Origin of the sequence: Phaeodactylibacter sp., assembly GCF_040219495.1 — a bacterium.
In the GTDB taxonomy this organism is placed as follows: domain Bacteria; phylum Bacteroidota; class Bacteroidia; order Chitinophagales; family Saprospiraceae; genus Phaeodactylibacter.
Map to the genome: position 1 here is coordinate 32809 of NZ_JAVJSK010000094.1, position 17193 is coordinate 50001.

The 17193-nt window shown below is 50.0% G+C and carries 11 protein-coding genes and 1 pseudogene; 8 read left to right on the forward strand and 4 right to left on the reverse strand.

All coding sequences use genetic code 11. The features are described from left to right. Positions 1 to 57: 57 nt before the first annotated feature. Complete coding sequence (locus RIC19_RS14460; RefSeq protein WP_350179064.1) at positions 58 to 1728, reverse strand: AMP-binding protein; 1671 nt, start codon at positions 1726 to 1728, stop codon at positions 58 to 60. A gap of 296 nt (positions 1729 to 2024) precedes the next feature. Between RIC19_RS14460 and rpsA the strand changes: the two genes are divergently transcribed. The 4 genes and pseudogenes from rpsA (at position 2025) to RIC19_RS14480 (ending at position 7626) form a co-directional block, all read left to right on the forward strand. After that, positions 2025 to 4157, forward strand: coding sequence for a 30S ribosomal protein S1 (gene rpsA / locus RIC19_RS14465; RefSeq protein WP_350179043.1), 2133 nt, complete (start codon positions 2025 to 2027; stop codon positions 4155 to 4157). Between the two features lie 750 nt (positions 4158 to 4907). Next, positions 4908 to 5171: pseudogene (locus RIC19_RS14470) on the forward strand (tetratricopeptide repeat protein); the annotation flags it as partial. Between the two features lie 189 nt (positions 5172 to 5360). Further along, on the forward strand, positions 5361 to 7121 hold the full coding sequence (locus tag RIC19_RS14475; protein WP_350179065.1) for a CHAT domain-containing protein: 1761 nt from the start codon (positions 5361 to 5363) through the stop codon (positions 7119 to 7121). Further along, positions 7108 to 7626, forward strand: a complete 519-nt coding sequence (locus RIC19_RS14480) for a class IV adenylate cyclase (RefSeq protein ID WP_350179044.1) — start codon at positions 7108 to 7110, stop codon at positions 7624 to 7626. The genes RIC19_RS14475 and RIC19_RS14480 overlap by 14 nt, the downstream gene beginning before the upstream one ends. A 98-nt stretch (positions 7627 to 7724) precedes the next feature. Here the strand turns inward: RIC19_RS14480 and infB are convergent, their stop codons facing one another. The 3 genes from infB to rimP form a co-directional block, all read right to left on the reverse strand. Next, entirely contained in the window at positions 7725 to 10889 is a 3165-nt protein-coding gene (gene infB, locus RIC19_RS14485; protein ID WP_350179045.1) for a translation initiation factor IF-2, read from the reverse strand. 322 nt (positions 10890 to 11211) lie between these two features. Then, the gene (nusA, locus tag RIC19_RS14490) at positions 11212 to 12450 is read right to left on the reverse strand and encodes a transcription termination factor NusA (protein WP_350179066.1); all 1239 of its coding nucleotides are present in this window, start codon (positions 12448 to 12450) and stop codon (positions 11212 to 11214) included. A 54-nt stretch (positions 12451 to 12504) separates the two neighbouring features. Continuing rightward, complete coding sequence (gene rimP / locus RIC19_RS14495; protein ID WP_350179046.1) at positions 12505 to 12984, reverse strand: ribosome assembly cofactor RimP; 480 nt, start codon at positions 12982 to 12984, stop codon at positions 12505 to 12507. Positions 12985 to 13257: 273 nt separating this feature from the next. On the opposite strand from rimP, the gene mqnC reads away from it, so the two are divergent. The 4 genes from mqnC (at position 13258) to RIC19_RS14515 (ending at position 16917) form a co-directional block, all read left to right on the forward strand. Beyond that, entirely contained in the window at positions 13258 to 14400 is a 1143-nt protein-coding gene (gene mqnC, locus RIC19_RS14500) for a cyclic dehypoxanthinyl futalosine synthase (RefSeq protein WP_350179047.1), read from the forward strand. 76 nt (positions 14401 to 14476) lie between these two features. Beyond that, on the forward strand, positions 14477 to 15316 hold the full coding sequence (locus RIC19_RS14505) for a purine-nucleoside phosphorylase (RefSeq protein ID WP_350179048.1): 840 nt from the start codon (positions 14477 to 14479) through the stop codon (positions 15314 to 15316). Between the two features lie 20 nt (positions 15317 to 15336). Beyond that, positions 15337 to 16434, forward strand: coding sequence for a helix-turn-helix domain-containing protein (locus RIC19_RS14510; protein ID WP_350179049.1), 1098 nt, complete (start codon positions 15337 to 15339; stop codon positions 16432 to 16434). Between the two features lie 114 nt (positions 16435 to 16548). Then, on the forward strand, positions 16549 to 16917 hold the full coding sequence (locus RIC19_RS14515; protein ID WP_350179050.1) for a hypothetical protein: 369 nt from the start codon (positions 16549 to 16551) through the stop codon (positions 16915 to 16917). Positions 16918 to 17193: the final 276 nt, after the last annotated feature.

Sequence of the window (17193 nt, forward strand, 5' to 3'; positions counted from 1 at the left end):
GCTATGCCAGCATCTGTTGGCCCGGCTGTACAGCAAGCACGCCGGGCTCAGATGATTTTATTTCTGTGCGTCTTCGCGCAATTCCCGCCGAAGGATTTTTCCAACATTTGTTTTGGGCAGTTCATCACGGAACTCTACTTTTTTGGGCACTTTGTAGCCAGTCAGTTCGCCCCGGCAATATTCAATCAGCTCTTTCTCCTTGAGCGAATTATCTTTACGGACCACGAAGACCTTCACAACTTCGCCACTCTTCTCATCCGGTACGCCCACGGCAGCGCACTCCAGCACTTTTGGGTGAGAAGCAACGATCTCCTCTACCTCATTCGGATATACATTGAAACCAGAGACGAGAATCATATCCTTCTTCCGGTCAACAATTTGCATAAAGCCATCCTCATCAAGCATAGCAACGTCGCCGGTACACAGCCATCCATCCACGAGGGTCTTGTTGGTTTCATCGGGCCGGTTGTAATAGCCCTTCATCACCTGCGGGCCTTTCACCTGCAGCTCGCCCGGCTGATTGTAGCCCAGCACATTGCCCTGCTGATCCACGATGCGGACATCGGTGGAAGACACCGGCAGACCTATGGTTCCGATCCGGCCCGTATTGTCCAGTGGGTTCACACTGACTACCGGCGAGGACTCCGTCATACCGTAGCCTTCAGAAAGCTGGCAGCCTGTTACTTTTTGCCAGGCCTCCGCTACCGAGCGCTGTACGGCCATTCCCCCACCTACAGTCACTTTGAGCGAACTAAAATCCACTGAGCTGAAGTCTTTGTGGTTGACCAGGGCATTGAAGAGGGTATTGACACCCGTTACTAGTGTAACCGGATAATCCTTCATCGCTTTGATGACCGAAGGGAGGTCTCTGGCATTGGTGACCAGCACATTAGTCGTACCGACCCCCATGAGCGCCAGGCAGTTGACAGAAAAGGCGAAGATGTGGTACATCGGTAGTGGATTGAGAGCGATTTCCTCCCCTTCTTTCAGGAACGGCATCATCCATGCCCGGATCTGCTGCATATTAGCAATAAGATTGCGGTTGGTCAGCATCGCACCTTTGGCTACCCCGGTGGTGCCCCCGGTATACTGCAATAAGATCACATCGTCGGCATTCCCTTTATGGGCTTTGAGCGTAAACCGCTTGCCCTGCTTCAGCGCATCGGAGAAGCTCACGGTGTTCGGGATATTATAAGCCGGCACCATTTTCTTAATCTGGCGTACCACAAAGTTGACGACAAGCTTTTTAGGAAAGCCCAGCATCTCACCGATGCTTGTGGTGATGACCGTTGTGATATTCGTGTCCCCGATAATTTTTTCCAGATTGGAAGCAAAGTTTTCGGCGATAACGATGGCTTTGGCACCGGAATCCGTAAACTGATGCCGCATTTCTCTGGGCGTGTACAAGGGATTGGTATTGACTACAATTAGCCCGGCCCTTAAGGCCCCGAATAGCGCGATGGGGTACTGCAGGAGGTTGGGCATCATCAGGGCGATTTTGTCGCCAGGCTCTAGTCCACGTGAATGCAAATAAGCACCGAATGCTTTAGAATGCTTATCGATATCCGAAAAAGAAAGCTCTTTGCCCATGCAGGAGAAAGCCACCCGGCGGCTGTACTTTTTGAAAGTATCTTCAAACATATCCACCAATGTGGGATATTCGTCTGGATTGATGTTGGCAGGAACTCCGCTTGGGTAGTTCTTAAGCCACGGCCGTTGATCACTCATCATTTCTTATCTCTGGTTTTTTCCGTTTTGGTTATGCTAGCAGGTTCAGGAGTGCCTAAAATAAGTATTTTGTACGCACTTTTACCACAAAAGCCTACTTAGAAGTGTGTTTGCAACAACCTTTACGCTGTAAACACCTCCAAACCTACCCTCTAAGCTGCTAACTTACAGTACTTTTTATTTTCATTTCCTGATTTATTGCAGTACCTTTGCCCCGCTTTAGGGAGCAGTATGCCTTAATAAGGCTTGCAAAGCCCTGTTTTTAATCCGATTTTTTAACCAAAAGCATTCTTTCAATGCTAGACGACAAAGATCTCGAAAAAGAAGAACAGCAGGAAGAGACACCTGCTGAACAGCCGGAGGAAACCACCTCTGCTGCTGAACAAGAAGAAGAAAAAGCCGAAACAACGGAGGCTGAAAAGCCTGAAGAAGAGGCAACTCCCGTAGCGGAAACTGAAAAAGTGGAAGCTGAAAAGTCTGAAGAAGAAGAAGAAGCTCCCGCAGCGGAAACTGAGGAAGCGGAAGACGAAGCGTCTGATGATGACTCAGAAGACGATTCGGATGAGGCAACAGAAGACGAGGAGGAGGACGAAGACGAAGAGGAAGAAGAGCCTGTTGTTGCAGAAACTGCACACGACGACTTCGACTGGTCTGCCGACCGCCGTTCCGGCCTTGCTTATACCGAAGAGAAGCGCAAAGAGCTGACCAATCAGTATGAGGAAACGCTGACTTCTGTTCTGGAAAACGAAATCGTTAAGGGTAAGATTACCGCAATTAGCGATGGTGATATTGTACTGGACATTGGCTTCAAGTCTGACGGACTCGTGCCAACTTCTGAGTTCCGGGACACACCAGACCTGGGCCCTGGAGACGAAATCGACGTTTACGTAGAACAGCAGGAAGATGCCCGCGGCCAGTTGGTACTCTCCCGCCGCAAAGCAAAACTGCTGCGTGCATGGGAAAGCATCGTTGACTCGTATGAGAACGGCACCGTCATTAAAGGTACCGTTATCAGCAAAACCAAAGGCGGACTCATCGTTGATTGCAGCGGACTGGAGACATTCCTCCCAGGCTCGCAAATCGATATCAAGCCAATCATTGACTACGATTCATACGTGGGTAAGACCATGGAATTCAAGGTGGTCAAGATCAATGAGCAGATCAAGAACGCTGTGGTTTCTCACAAGGCGCTTATCGAAAGCGATCTTGCAGAGCAGCGTGAGGCGATCATTGCCAGCCTTGAAAAAGGACAGGTACTCGAAGGCCTCGTGAAGAACATCACCGACTTCGGTGCGTTCCTCGACCTTGGTGGTGTAGACGGCCTGCTGTATATCACAGATATTTCCTGGGGCCGCATCAGCCACCCAAGCGAAGTGCTGTCGCTCAACCAGAAAATCAACGTGGTTGTACTCGATTTCGACGAGAACAAGAAGCGGATTTCTCTTGGCCTGAAGCAACTGCAGCCACATCCTTGGGAGGTGCTACCTGAAGATATTTCAGAAGGCTCTACCGTTAAAGGTAAGATTGTCAACATCGAAGACTACGGTGCATTCCTTGAAATACAGCCCGGCGTTGAAGGCCTGATCCACGTATCTGAGGTCAGCTGGAGCAATCAGCCGATCAATGCCCGTGAGTACTTCAAGCTCAATCAGGAGTACGATGCGAAGATTGTGACCATCGACCGCGAGGATCGTAAGATGTCGCTTTCGATCAAGCAACTGTCTAAAGACCCCTGGAGCGAGATTCAGAACAACTTCCCTGAAGGCAGCCGTCATACCGGTGAAGTGAAGAACCTCACTCCTTATGGCGTGTTTGTTGAGCTGGAGGAAGGTATTGGTGGTATGATCCATATCTCTGACCTTTCCTGGACCAAGCGTTTCTCTCACCCTTCTGAATTCACGAAGGTTGGTGAGAACATCGACATCATGATTCTTGAAATCGATAAGGACAACCGCAAGCTGTCGTTAGGCCACAAGCAACTGGAAGAGAACCCATGGGATACTTTCGAAAATGTATTCCCGGTAGGCTCTTACCACGAAGGCACAATCGTACGCCGCGACGACCGGGGCGCAATTGTGCAGATGCCTTACGGCCTGGAAGCGTTCGCACCGATCAAGCACATCCGCAAGGAAGATGGTCAGCTCGCTGAAGTAGACGAGACCCTGACCGTTAAGGTGATTGAGTTCAACCGTGACGACAAGCGTATCCTTGTTTCTCACCTGCGTTACCTCGATGATATTCGCCGTGAAGCGAAGGACGAAGTACGCAAGGAGAAGCAGGAAGAGCGTAAGGAGACCCGTCAAGCCGTCAAGAAGCAACAGTCTACAGTTGAGAAGTCCACACTGGGCGACCTCGACGTATTCAGTCAGCTGAAGGATCAGCTTGAGGGCGATGATGATACCGAGAATAAGAGTGAGGATGACCAATAATTAAAACGGTCACCAACCTCTGTAAATCATAAGACCCGCAGCCTTCATTGGTTGTGGGTCTTTTTTTATTTGTTAAAAAATCGTATTTTTCATATCACTTCCGTAAAAAGCAAAAAAGTGCGCCTTATTCCTAAAAATACCTAATCCGCTATGACATCCCTTATTAGAAGACCTTTATTAGTCATAAGCATAGTACTAACACCTCTTTGTTTATACACTCAAGCTCATCAGGGCTTTAATCCTTTAGAAGTTAAATACCCCACTGGTTCGTCCCTTTCCCTTGATGAAATAGAGGCGTATGGCAAAGAGATAGAAAACCGAATAAATGGACAAAACACCTTAATGTTACTAAATCACATTAAAAGTTATTTCCTACCTCAGTTAGATGAACTAGCCCAAAAATATCCAAAGCACCTTGCTTCAACCCTGATGTGGGTCAATACTGCATTAGTAGAATTCAGGCAAGACGAAAAAGAAACTATTGAAACCGGTGAGCTATTCCTTCTCCTAGCCGACAGCTACCCAGCAAACTATTTAGTCCTTGAGAAGCTAAGAGTTCTTATCAACCTCGCAGAAGCTTCCTTTCACAATTCAAACTTAGATAAAAGCCAACATTATATTACGCTCTCGTTCAGATTACTAGATACAGATGCGAAATCGATATCAAAAGACAGAGAGTTCAAAGGTTTTCTTTATTGCTTACTCGCAGAATTAGAATTCAAAAAGAGAAAGATAGAAGAAGCTAAAGAAATGCTTAATAGAGCAAAACCTTATTGCAATCTGCCTGAAAACAAATGCTATATAAAGTATAGCATAAATTTAGCGAACTACTATGAAAGAGTTGGTGAAAGAAAAAGAGCAATCAGATTTATCAAACCTCTTGTCGAACGAGTAGAGAAAAACCCCACCCGTTTTTCACCAAAAGACAATGCACTAATTATCAAAAAGCTTGGAGATATATACTACTATGATGGCCAGCTAAACAAAGCAATTGAATGTTATAAGAACGCATTAGAATTAAAAAGACTACACCCGTTCCCTGCCTCTCCTATATTTTCGTTATTTAACATAGCCGCTTCTTATTCTTGGTTAGGAGAAAATCAAAAGGCAAAAGAATATCTAGATCAAGCCCTTGAAAAGTTAGGCTACACTCCAAATAAACCTTTCCCTTTTGATCGGTTAGATAGTCCAATATCCTTACTATTGACTCTGTATTACCACGCCCAAAACGAACAATTCCACTACGCCAACGGGGGCACACTAGACAACCTACGGGCATCCCGGGCGTACCAGGAGCAGTACCTCGATTTGCTGGAGTACATGAGTAAAAACCTCAGCCACACTTCTTCGCGTTATTTCATTGACCGGTTTTACTATATGTACGAAGAAGCCCTGTATGTCCGGTACAAACTCTACGAGGAGACACAGGATACCCGCTACCTGCAGGAAGCCTTTTCGGTAGCGGGCCGCGGCAAAGCGATACATGTACGGGAAGCGGCACAAAATGCAGCGGCGGAGCAGCTCTTTCCCACGGCATTGCTTCAGCGCCGGTTTGAACTGAGGAAAAAGTTTGTTACCCTCGAAAACCGACTGCATGAACAACGGGAAGACAAAGGGGAAGCGCCCAGCCTCGTCGACTCTGCCCTCTATGCTAAAAACCAATATTTCAATTTTCTGGACAGCTTGCAGGCTGCCTTTCCTGGCATGCAACAGATGTGGGACATCCCCAAGCCTCCTGATTTGCAACTGGTGCAGGCACAGCTTAGGCAAGATGACCGCGCGATGGTGCAGTATTTCATTGGCTACCAATATGTGTTCACCTTTGTATTGGATGGGGAAAATATCAGCCTTTACAATACCAAAATCCCGGAGGGGCTTGCCCGGGAGGTCAGTACGATGCGGGACGCGCTCTACGAATGGGCACTTGAGCCCTCTCCTGCACTGGTGGAGAACTACGCCAAAAGTGCGCACTGGCTTTACCAGCAATTGCTGGAACCTGTGGATAGCCTATTGCCCTTCCGGTTGCTGATCGTGCCAGACAACTGCGTGGCCTACCTGCCGTTTGATGTATTGCTCAAAGCAACGCCGGACCCGGAAACCCCGTTTAACGAGTATCCATACCTGATTCAGAGCCATCAGGTGAGTTATGCCTATTCGCCCTATGATTTTGTCAGGCAAGGCGGTAGCAACAGGCACGACCGCTCGGCCATTCTGGGTTTTGCACCTTCTTTTTCTGATAGCAGGGCTGCTGAAGCAACCGTATCACAGCGCAGGCGTGAATTCGGCCCTTTGATGGCTAACCAGGAAGAGGTCAATCGGATCTCCGACTTCTTTTCTGCAAAAACCCTGGAAGCAGATGCTGCTACTAAAGCGGCTTTTCTGAAGCAGGCACCAAAGTATCAGGTCCTGCACCTGGCCACACATGCTAAGGCCAATGATAAAAAGGGCGAGTATTCTTACCTGTGCTTTTCGGAAATTCCCGGGGATACCGCAATGAGCCACCGCTTGTATGCGCGGGAGTTATACCTGATGAACCTTTCGGCAGACATGGTCGTGCTAAGTGCCTGCGAGACTGGCCTCGGTGAGCTCTCCAAAGGGGAAGGTGTAATCAGTCTCTCCCAGGCTTTTTCCAAGGCCGGAGCCCGGAGCCTGATCACTACCCTGTGGCGGGTAAGCGATCAGGCTTCCGCCGACCTCATGAGCAGCTTCTACGAACAACTCCATACCGGTATCACCAAGGATGCGGCCTTACGAAACGCCAAGCTCGACTACATACACCGCGCCTCCGCCAAAGCTGCGCACCCCTTTTTCTGGGCCGGCTACGTCGCACAGGGCGATATGGCCCCACTTTCCCTTTCTTCCGGAGATTTTCTGTGGTGGATATGCCTGTTTCTATTGGGGCTATTCGTAATTTTGGGCGGTTTAATCAGATCGAAAAGACAGCAAACCCATGCAAAGAATTAATGTAGAAATAAAGGCCAAGTCTCAAAACCCGGCCGAAATCCACGCTCTGCTTGCCGCCCAACAAGCCGAATTCCTGGGCACTGATAAACAAACAGACACCTACTTTAAAGTGAACAAAGGCCGGTTGAAACTTCGGCAGGGCAACATAGAAAATGCCCTGATCCATTACTTCCGCAGTAATCAAGCGGGGCCTAAGCGCTCCGATGTGTCTCTGTACAAAACGGAAGGAGGAGCAGAGTTAAAGGATGTGCTGGAACAAGCCCTGCCCGTACTGGCCATTGTGACCAAACGCCGCTCTATCTACTTCATTGAGAATGTAAAGTTTCATGTAGATGAAGTGGAAGGGCTGGGTTCCTTCGTGGAAATCGAAGCCATTGACAAAGATGGGAGCATCGGTGAAGAGAAACTGCGGGAGCAGTGCCAGTACTATCTCGACTTATTCAAAATCAGATCCAAAGACCTGATCGAAGTGTCCTACAGCGATATGATGATCGGGCAGCAATAGCTCCAAAGAAGAGTTTGCACACCAGAAAAGGCGCCTTCAGTAGCAACTGAAAGCGCCTTTTTCTATCGTTAAAACAAGCTCAATTAGTGCTTCGCGCTCTAATCCAGTGTTTGTTTAATCTCTATAATCTCGTAGGCTTCAATAAAGTCACCGACTTTGAGGTCGTTGTAGTTTTTGACGGAAAGACCGCACTCCGTACCGAACTTCACTTCCCGAACGTCATCTTTGTAACGCTTCAGTGAAGAGAGCTCTCCGGTCTGCCCCTCCTTAATCGGATAGATGACAATACCATCTCGGATGATACGGATCAAAGAATTGCGGTTGATCTTGCCTTCCTGCACGTAGCAGCCGGCAACCGTACCCACTTTGCTGATCTTGAAAGTTTCGCGGACTTCGACTTGCGCCGTAATCTTCTCTTCCTTGGTCGGTTCGAGCATACCTTCAATGGCTGCACGAACTTCCTCGATCGCTTCGTAGATAATGGAGTACGTATTGATCTCAACTCCTTCGCGCTCTGCCAGTCGGCGGGCACCCATTGATGGGCGCACCTGGAAGCCAATGATAATAGCGTCAGAAGCAGAAGCCAGCAGTACGTCAGATTCAATGATCTGCCCTACCGCTTTGTGGATCACATTCACTTGAACGCTCTCAATAGACTGTTTAATCAGGGAGTCTGCCAATGCCTCTACTGAGCCATCCACATCACCCTTCACGATCAGGTTGAGCTCCTTAAAGTTGCCCAGTGCGAGTCGGCGGCCAATTTCATCAAGGCTGATCCGTTTAGTTGCACGATTGGCCTGCTCTCTGGAAATTTGGGCTCGTTTGGTAGCCAGCGTACGGGCTTCCTGCTCGCTCTCCATGACTCTGAAGCGCTCTCCTGCCTGTGGCGCACCGCCAAGGCCGAGTACAAGAACCGGGCTGGAAGGCCCTGCTTCTTTCACACGCTTACCAAGCTCATTAAACATCGCCTTCACCTTACCTGCATGCTCACCTGCCACCATGGGGTCTCCAATTTCGAGTGTGCCCGTCTGTACCAGGATTTTGGTTACATAACCCCGGCCTTTGTCCAGCGAGGCTTCGATAACCGCTCCCACCGCTTCACGGTTCGGATTGGCTTTGAGCTCCAGCAATTCTGCTTCGAGCAGGATTTTCTCCAGCAGCTCATCAATGCCCATTCCGGTTTTGGCAGAAATATCTTGTGATTGGTACTTACCGCCCCATTCTTCCACCAGGAAGTCCATAGAAGCGAGTTCCTGCTTGATGCGTTCCGGCTGAGCACCGGGCTTATCCACCTTGTTGATGGCGAAAACCATTGGTACACCAGCAGCCTGTGCGTGGCTGATAGCCTCCTTGGTTTGCGGCATGATGCTGTCGTCCGCGGCTATGATAATCACCGCAATATCAGTGACCTTGGCACCCCGTGCACGCATAGCCGTAAAGGCTTCGTGACCCGGCGTATCCAGGAAGGTAATTTTCTTGGCTACATCATCCTGCGCCCCGAGGTAAACCTCGTAAGCACCAATGTGCTGCGTAATACCACCCGCCTCATCGTCGGCTACTTTCTCCTCACGGATGTAGTCCAGCAATGAAGTCTTACCGTGGTCAACGTGGCCCATCACCGTAACGATCGGTCCTCTTGGTTCCAGATCTTCCGGATCGTCGATGATTTCTTCTTCTTCCTCATCTTCCTCACCCGCGTTGATGAATTTGACTTCGTGGCCAAATTCCTCCGTAACGAGCTCGATGATTTCGGCATCAAGGCGCTGATTAATGGAAACAATAACGCCGAGGTTCATACAGGTCATGATCACATCGGTGACCCCTACATCCATCAGGTTGGCGAGTTCCTGAACAGAGATAAACTCTGTAACTTCCAGAAACTTGCTTTCCATTTCCTGCTCGCGCTCTTCCTGACGCTCTCTCAGGCGTTCACGGTTATCGCGGCGCAGTTTCTGTCGCTTTCGCTTACTTCCACCCCCGGAAATCCGGGCCATCGTTGCCTTGATCTTATCTTCGATCTCTTTTTGAGAGACTTCTTTTACTTCATCATCTCTTTTGCGGCCCCGCTTAGGACGGCGGCTACCACCACTGCCTCCGCTACCACCACTGCCACTACGTGCAGTTCCGCCTTTCCCGGAACCACTATCCGATGGCGCAACCACTTTTTTACGCTTTCTACGGCGCTTTTTGCGAGGCTCATCATTAGTAGAGGTAGAAGTAGAAGGCGTTTCCTTTTTGTCGTCTTTCTTCTTTTTCTTTCGGCTCGACCGATCAACCTTATCGACGTCAATTTTACCGAGGATTTTCAGGCCGCGAAGTTCAGGCGCTTCAGCTTTGACCAGTCCTCCTTTCGATTGGTCTGCAGCCGCGTCTCCGGCTTCTGCCCCTTTATCGGTGGCCTCTTCTTGCTTACCTTTCGGTCCTTCGGCAGCTGCAGGTTGAGCCTTTTCGTCTGAATTGGCAGCCTGCTCTTGCTTAGGAGCTTCCTCGGGCGCTTTGTTTTCGGTTTTTTCCGGTTTGGAAGGCACCTCAGTTTCAGCGACAGGAGCCGCTTTGGGTGCAGGCGCCTCTTCTTTCGGGGCTTCTTCTTTTTTCGGTGCCTCTGTTTCCTGCTTGGGTTCTACAGGCTTTTCCTTAGCAGCCGGTTTTTCTTCCTTCGCTTTATCAGCAGGAGGGTCTTGTTTGGCATCAGACGCAGGGGTCTTTGCTTTTTCTTCTTTCTGGGGTTCCGCTTTTGGTGCTTCTTCCTTCTTGTCTTCAGCTGGCTTTTTCTTGCCCTTGCCGGCCGCGTCCAGGTCAATCTTGCCCATCACCTTCAATCCGCTCACCCGCTCTGCCTTCTTTTCAGGCTCGGCTTCTTTGGGAGCCTCTTTGGGCTCAGCGGGCTTTTCCTTTTCGGAAGAAGGAGGTTTGGGCGCGGAAGGTTCTGCAGCAGGAGGCACTGCTTTTTCGGTAGGTGGCTGAGCTTTCGTAACAGGCTTACTGACTTCAGCTTTAGGCTTGGGAGCAGGTACCTCGGGAGCCCTTTTATCCCCTTTGCCAGGGTCTTCCGCGGCGGGACGGTTGCCAATCACCAATTGATCAGCCTTTTCTTTGATAGCGATGGACTTTTGAAATTCCTTGAGGAGCTCATTGTACATCTCGTCCGAGATTTTAGCGGTAGGCTTGTTCTCTATCTCGAACCCATTGTTGGTGAGGTGCTCTACGATCGTAGAGGTTCCTACATTTAATTCTTTAGCTATCTTAACTAAACGTTTCGCCATTATGAAGTTTTAGTACTTTTTGCAACGTCTGCAGATAGGCAAGAGCTTCTCTTTTCCTTTACATATCTTACTATCTTTTTTGGATGAATAAAATAGAAAGTAACATACCAAAAGCTTTCAACCTATCTCAAATAATCAGGATCAATAAAAGGGCTTTCTCATTCAGAATGACCTGATCTGCCGCAAAGATAAAAGGATTAACCTCTAATCTGTAAAAATCTGTACGGTAAAACAGCAAAAAGCCTTCAGGCTGAAGGCTTTTATACCATGATTTATAGAACTCGAACACTAAAAGCAGCGTACGAGTTCCCGATATTTTAAATTAATCTTCGAATTCAGCAGCTAAGACACCCAGAACGTCCGCGACGGTTTCCTCTTCCAGGTCCGTACGGCGCAGCAATTCATCCTTGCTGAGCTCCAGTACAGAGCGGGCGGTATCGCAACCAATGGCTTTGAGGGCCTCAATAACCCAGCCATCAATTTCATCTGCAAATTCTTCCAAATCGACATCGTCGATTTCAATTTCTTCGACCTGATTCCGGTATACGTCAATTTCATAACCGACCAGACGGCTGGCCAGCTTGATATTGGTACCGCCTTTGCCGATAGCCAGGGAGACCTGATCGGGCTCAAGGAATACCTCTGCCCGCTTCTTTTCCTGGTCCAGGGCGATCCGTGTGATCTTCGCTGGCGTCAGAGCACGCTGTATGAACAACGTTTCATTATTCGTGAAGTTGACAATATCAATATTCTCATTGCGCAGTTCCCGCACGATTCCGTGGATACGAGACCCCTTCATGCCCACACAGGCACCTACCGGGTCAATGCGGTCATCATAAGATTCTACGGCCACCTTTGCGCGGTCGCCGGGGATACGCTCGATACGGCGGATGGTGATTAGCCCGTCTTCGATTTCCGGCACTTCCTGCTCCAGAAGTTTTTCCAGGAACAAGGCATCCGTACGGGACATGATTACGGCAGGGTTGTTGTTACGCATATCCACCGCCTTGATCACACCGCGCACCATATCTCCCTTACGGAAAAAGTCGCCGCGGATCGTCTCGCTACGGGGCAGCACCAATTCGTTGCCGGTAGCATCGTCCAAAACCAGGAACTCCCGCTTCAGAATCTGATGCACTTCGCCCACCACCACTTCACCGATGCGCTCGCTGTAGCTGCGGTAGATTTCGTCTTTCTCCAACTCCATAATGCGTGAAATCAGCGTTTGCCGGGCGGCCATGATGGCACGGCGGCCAAAATCCTCCAGGTGGAGCTGCTCGTAGCACTCCTCGCCAATCTCATAGTCCTCATCAATAGCAAAGGCTTCAGAAATTGAAATCTGACTGCGGTCGTCTGTTACTTCTCCATCGGGTACGATTTCGCGGACACGCCAAAGTTCCAGGTCACCCTTAGTGGTGTTTACGATAACGTCGAAATTTTCATCCGTCCCGTATTTTTTGCGGATGAGCGTGCGGAAGACGTCTTCCAGTACGCGGACCATTGTGGGGCGATCTATGTTCTTTCCGGATTTGAACTCCGAAAAGGTTTCAACCAGATTCATCATGGTTATCTACTATTTGGTGGCAGTGCTCAGGCACTCCCTGCTTATGATTTTTTAAAAAGTAACCTTCACCTTAGTATGCTCAATACTGCTGAAGGAGATTTCAGTCTCAATGATTTCGGTCTTTTTGCGCTTGCCTTCTTTGATACGGATCTTCTCTTCCAGGGTAATCCCCCCTTCGTCCACTTCCTTGAGAATGCCGGTGCGTTTGTCGCCGTCTTTGAGCATAACCTCAACCTTGCGGCCGATATTGCGCGGGTACTGACGCTGCATCATCAGGGGGCGGGATACCCCGGGCGAAGACACTTCGAGTACATATTTTTCGCCCAGCCACTGCTCCTCATCCAGATAGTGCTCCAGGTAGCGGCTGATCCGCTGACACTGCTCAAATGAGATACCAAAGTCACTGTCCAGAAACACATCAAGCTTGTTGTGCGCGTGCAGCTTTAGGTCTACCAAAAAACAATCGGAGAAGGCATCCTCCAGAAATTTCTCTTCAAGGAGGGCCTTGATTTTATCTTCTACCACAGCCATTCAAAATTTTGAACCCGGCACGTGAAGTACCTGCAACAAAAAGAGGGAACGTTTTCGCGTTCCCTCTTTCGAGTTTGTTTTCTTTCTGGTGCAAATATACGTCCTTATTGTTTGAAAAGCAACACACTGCGACATATTTGAGCAGCGCGCCTCATTTTTAGGGCGAGCCGCCCCCGGGTTTCAATGATTTTTGAACCGTTTGTGCCCGGGGCCAAACCACCTTGCGCTATATTTGTTGGATCAATAATTACAGAGACCAGGAAAAAGAAAAATATGAAAGTCGACGAATTGCTGCACCGGGCGCTTAATCTTGAGCCCCTTTCCACAGATGAAGGCGTATTCCTTTTTGAAAATGCCTCTACTGCGGAGCTCATGCACGTTGCGCATAAGCTGCGTAAGCAACACGTGCCACACAACAAAGTTACCTGGATCATCGACCGCAACTCGAATACCACTAATGTCTGTATCGCCAATTGCAAATTTTGCAATTTTTACCGGCGCCCCGGGCACGAGGAGGCCTACACAACAAGCATTGAAGAATACCAAAAGAAAATTGACGAGCTCTATGCCTACGGCGGGCGGCAACTCCTGCTGCAGGGCGGGCACCACCCCGACCTCGGCCTAAGCTTCTATGTCGACCTGTTTAAACAGCTCAAGGCGCTGTACCCTGACCTTAAGCTGCATGCTCTCGGCCCGCCCGAGATCGCGCACATCACCAAACTGGAGGGCAGTACGCATACCGAAGTGCTGCAGGCGCTGAAAGATGCCGGGATGGACTCCCTGCCGGGCGCAGGGGCTGAAATCCTCGCCGACCGGGTCCGCCGACTCATCTCCAAAGGCAAATGTGGCGGGCAGGAATGGCTGGACATCATGCATGCCGCCCATAACGTAGGCCTGACCACTTCTGCCACGATGATGTTCGGGCATATTGAGACCAACTGGGAGCGCATGGACCACCTCGTGCGCATCCGCGAAGTGCAAGCCATGAAGCCGGAAGGCGCCAAGGGTTTCATCGCCTTCATCCCCTGGCCTTTTCAGGATGAGGATACCATCCTGAAGCGCCTCAAGCGGGCACGCAATACCTGTACCGGAGACGAGTATGTACGCATGATCGCTATGAGCCGCATTATGCTGCCCAATATCACCAATATTCAGGCTTCCTGGCTTACCGTGGGCAAGCAGGTGGCACAACTCTGCTTGCATGCCGGGGCCAATGATTTTGGCTCCATCATGATCGAAGAGAATGTGGTCTCCGCTGCCGGTGCCCGCTTCCGCTTCACAGCCGATGGCATACAGGAGTCCATCCGCGAAGCCGGGTATATCCCGCAGCTCCGCAGTCAGGAGTACGAGCACGTCGAGCTACCGGAAAATATCGTTCAGCAAAAGCTCGACCGCGAGCAAATGATTGTCGATTAAATAAGTTTGCTGCACCGGGAAGCGCTTCCGGTGCAGCAAATTCAACTATTCACTACTGCCTCAGCACACCTTATCTATGTCAACAATACTTTACGATCAGATACAGGAAGCCGTTGCCTATATCAAAAGTAAGACGGCCGTCAAGCCCAAACTGGGTATTATTCTCGGTACGGGTCTCAGCAATTTGGCAGACCACATCGATACCGAGGTCGCAATCCCCTACGCGGATATCCCACACTTCCCGGTCTCTACCGTGCAAAGCCATCAGGGCAAGCTTGTATTCGGGCAATTCCAGGGTATACCGGTGATGGCGATGGCCGGCCGTTTCCACTATTATGAAGGCTATACGGCGAAGCAGATTACCTTCCCGGTGCGGGTCATGGCGGCCATGCAGGTGCAGCGGCTGGTGATATCCAATGCGGCAGGTAGCGTGAATGCCAATATGGAGGCCGGCGATATCGTCTTTGTGCGCGACCACATCAACCTCCACCCCGAAAACCCACTACGGGGCGAAAACGACGAGCGCCTGGGCCCGCGCTTCCCGGATATGCTCAATGCCTACGACCGCAGGCTGAATGCCAAAGGGCTCGCTGTGGCCAAAAACCTGGGCATCCGCGCTCACGAAGGCGTTTATCTCAGCCTGCAGGGCCCCAACCTGGAGACCCCGGCGGAGTATAAATTTGCCCACGTAGTTGGCGCTGACCTCGTGGGTATGTCTACCGTGCCCGAGGTACTTGTAGCCCGCCACGCCAACCTTCCTGTACTGGTCCTGTCCGTAGCCACCAATAAGTGCTATCCTATTGAGGAATTGACCGAGACAAGCGTGGAGGAAGTCATTGCAGTAGCGCAGGGCGCTGAGCCTAAAATGCGGGAGATTTTGTCGGGCCTGATGCCAGATTTGCTGCCGGAGGGATAAGCACATAAGCCCAGCCCTCCATGAACATCGCCATACCTGACCTGATCGCCATCTTCCTTTCCGGGTTTGGCATACTCCTTTGCCTTGTGGTGGGCGTTCAGCTGTTGCTGCGCAAAGCGGGGATGCGGCAGTCTAATTTGCTGCTGGGTATACTGCTGATCCTCTATGCATTAACGCTCAGCAATGGTCTGTTTGCTATGGCTGGCATCTACGCACAGTATCCCTTTCTGTATTTTATCCCGATCAACTTTAGCCTGAGCCTTGGGCCGCTCTTTTACTTTTTCGTGCGGTCAAGGATACAGCCTTCCTTTAGACTGCAACGCCGGCACCTGCCCCACTTTATCCTCCCGGTGCTACAATTCCTTTTTTATTTGTCGATTGGATTTAGAAGCGCGGCATATAAGAGCTGGATTTGGCGGGAGGTGATCGCCCCCTGCGGACAGTTTATTGAGGAAGGGCTGCTCATAGTACTTGCACTTGGGTACCTGGGGGCAGCTTACCGCATGCTGCACGGTGTCCCGGAATTGTTCTGGAAAGGCCCTGTCTACCGCTGGCTCCGGCGGTTCAACATCTCCCTGGCGTTTCTGTTCCTGATCAGTTCAGGTTACGAAATCCTGGACTGGGTGCTGTATGGCTTTTTCGAGTACAACCTGTTCAATATGGAATGGGTGGCTTTCCCGCTGAAGTTGTCCTATGCTGGCATCAGCCTGTTGATCGGGTACCACGCCTATTTGTACCAGCATCAGAGCCTGATTTTGCCGGAAGCCCAAACCAAACCACCTGCTGAAGCGCCGGAACTTTCGGCCAGAATTGATGCATTACTTGAGGAAAACAAGCCCTATCTTGACCCTGAACTCAGCCTGGAAGCCTTTGCTAAGCTTTTAGGCGTACACCGCAACACCGTATCCAAAGTACTCAGCAGCCGGGGCGAATCCTTCCGGGGATTAGTCAACCGGTACCGGGTGGAGGAATTTATCCGGCTCGTACAGGAAGGGCAACACGAACACCTGACGCTCCTCGCTATCGCCTTCGAATCAGGCTTCAACTCTAAAGCCTCTTTCAACCGCGCCTTCAAAGGCCATACCGGCAGCTCACCCACCGCATTTTTTCAAGACTGATATTGTTTTTCCCTCAGACCGGACGGTCCAATCCGTCTCATTATGCATTTCGAGGCGCTGTAAAGCCTTTGAAACGGCACTTTTGCAGCATTATGGATCAAAACCTAATGCACCATGACTAAGCTATCTTATTTCCGAAATTTCGCAATACTGCTTGCTATCACGCTCAGCAGTTGCGCCTCCTATTCTACCATTGGCATTCCTGCCGGAGAAGAATTTGTGCTGGGTGAAGGGGAGAACAGCAGCTTTCGCGCTGAACTTAAAAACCTGAGCAGCGTAACCCTAAATATTCGGACTATAGAAAAATCAACCGGTAAACAAATCCAAAGCTTCATCCTGGCTGGCAGAGGGCAAACCCAACTTCGGGCAGGCAGGCGGGAAACGGTCCTACTTTCAAACCCCACCCCGAGAGACGTGAAGGTAAGAGCCAGGCTAAGTAAGTCCGTGGAAGGGATGCGCTATCAGCAAATGCCGGAAAACTAGATCGTTCTGACCTCGCCATCATGCGCCTGGGGACTTTCGCTATATAGAGAGTACATCCTTGAAGCCATAAAATAAGGAACAGATCATACACAGATAGCCAGGTAGATTTACCCGGCGGGGGATTGGAGATGCCTTCAATCCCCTGGTCTTGTTGAAAATCATTCCTCTTGAATATAAGGCGCGGTCAACCACGCTGTGTAAAACCACCAACCCTCAGGTTTGTTATACATCTGTAGGCTAGTCACCAAACTAGTCTTACAGAATTTTTGTAATTTT